The organism is Endozoicomonas sp. SESOKO4 (assembly GCF_024606275.1).
On sequence record NZ_JAHHPS010000045.1, the window covers coordinates 1 to 1,113 of the forward strand.

A 1,113-nucleotide genomic window follows, 5' to 3' on the forward strand; every position below is an offset into this window, starting at 1 on the left:
GTATTGAAGAGCAGGCAAAACTCAGAAAACTGGATTATCTGGGCAGTAGTTTTGGTGCGACGTCAGAACTGGCAGCTTTTTGGGGGAATTCGGGCTATCTCCCGGTTCGTGTTGGCATTACCCGTGAAGCAGCCAGTGGCTGTTACTCAATGATGGTTTTGAAGTCACTGAATGAAGCATTCAGTCTCCTGACAAAGGAAATGCAGTCTCGTTTTACCTCAGGTTTTCTGATGCAGCTGTCCGGGGTATTCAAAGAAATGGCTCCTGATCTGGTTCGTGTAATGCTTCACTTAAGTCATTTCAGCATTGAGACTGCTTTAGATAAGCGAGATCGGATGGACCTGAAATCCTTTGTCCATTCAGATCGATTGTTTGAAAGTTGCCTTCCTGCTGTTCGCTCCCTACTGTTATCAAAAGTTTCGGATGGCTCTGTCTCGCAGGACGCTTTGAATGGATTGATTGCCAAAGTACTTCAGGGGGCTGAGTGGTCAGAGATAGCAAAAGCGAATGGCCTGACGGGTAGACAGCAGGCCGTTCAATTTTTAAAGCAATGTGTCCGGCACCTATGTATGGGACAAAACCTTAAACGGTCAATCTGAGAAATCTGTACATTCAATTGGGCCGCCAAAGTTTTTTCTGGTACAAAACTTAACGTCTCCGCTTTCAGAATCCAGAATCCATATTTTATGGTCTAGCCCGTTGCCCTGGTTCTGGACAGGGTAGGCAGTATACCTGCCTGAAATAAAGCCTCTTACACAGTCCGCTGCCCAAACTGCACCACTGAATAAAACAGCAGCCAAAATTATCGTCAGATATTTTTTGTGCATAACTAACACCTCTCTAACTTATGAAAATGGTCATCTTTTTCAGAACAAGCTCATTTGCTTGACTTTGTATTTTTAGACAACAGCTCAAGGGAATCGTTCACTGTTGTAGCCATGTCAAAAAGTCCGGGCTTTTGCGGAAGGGGAGTTCAGAACATAAAGCTGGGCAATCCGCTGCTCAAAACTCACTAACAGGCATTTAGGGGATTCGGTAATGACGGATAGACTTTCTCTATCAAACCGTTAAAAAATACTGATTTCGTGCGTCACGCTAACTCGTTTATAGTGG

General features: G+C 44.5%; 2 protein-coding genes. One reads left to right on the plus strand and one right to left on the minus strand.

The window, feature by feature from the left end; translation table 11 throughout:
* Nucleotides 1–599 (plus strand): GNAT family N-acetyltransferase (locus KDK16_RS00715; protein ID WP_257274245.1); only part of this gene is annotated, 599 nt, incomplete at its 5' end.
* Here the strand turns inward: KDK16_RS00715 and KDK16_RS00720 are convergent.
* Entirely contained in the window at nucleotides 591–827 is a 237-nt protein-coding gene (locus tag KDK16_RS00720; RefSeq protein WP_257274246.1) for a hypothetical protein, read from the minus strand. The genes KDK16_RS00715 and KDK16_RS00720 overlap by 9 nt on opposite strands.
* Nucleotides 828–1,113 lie beyond the last annotated feature (286 nt).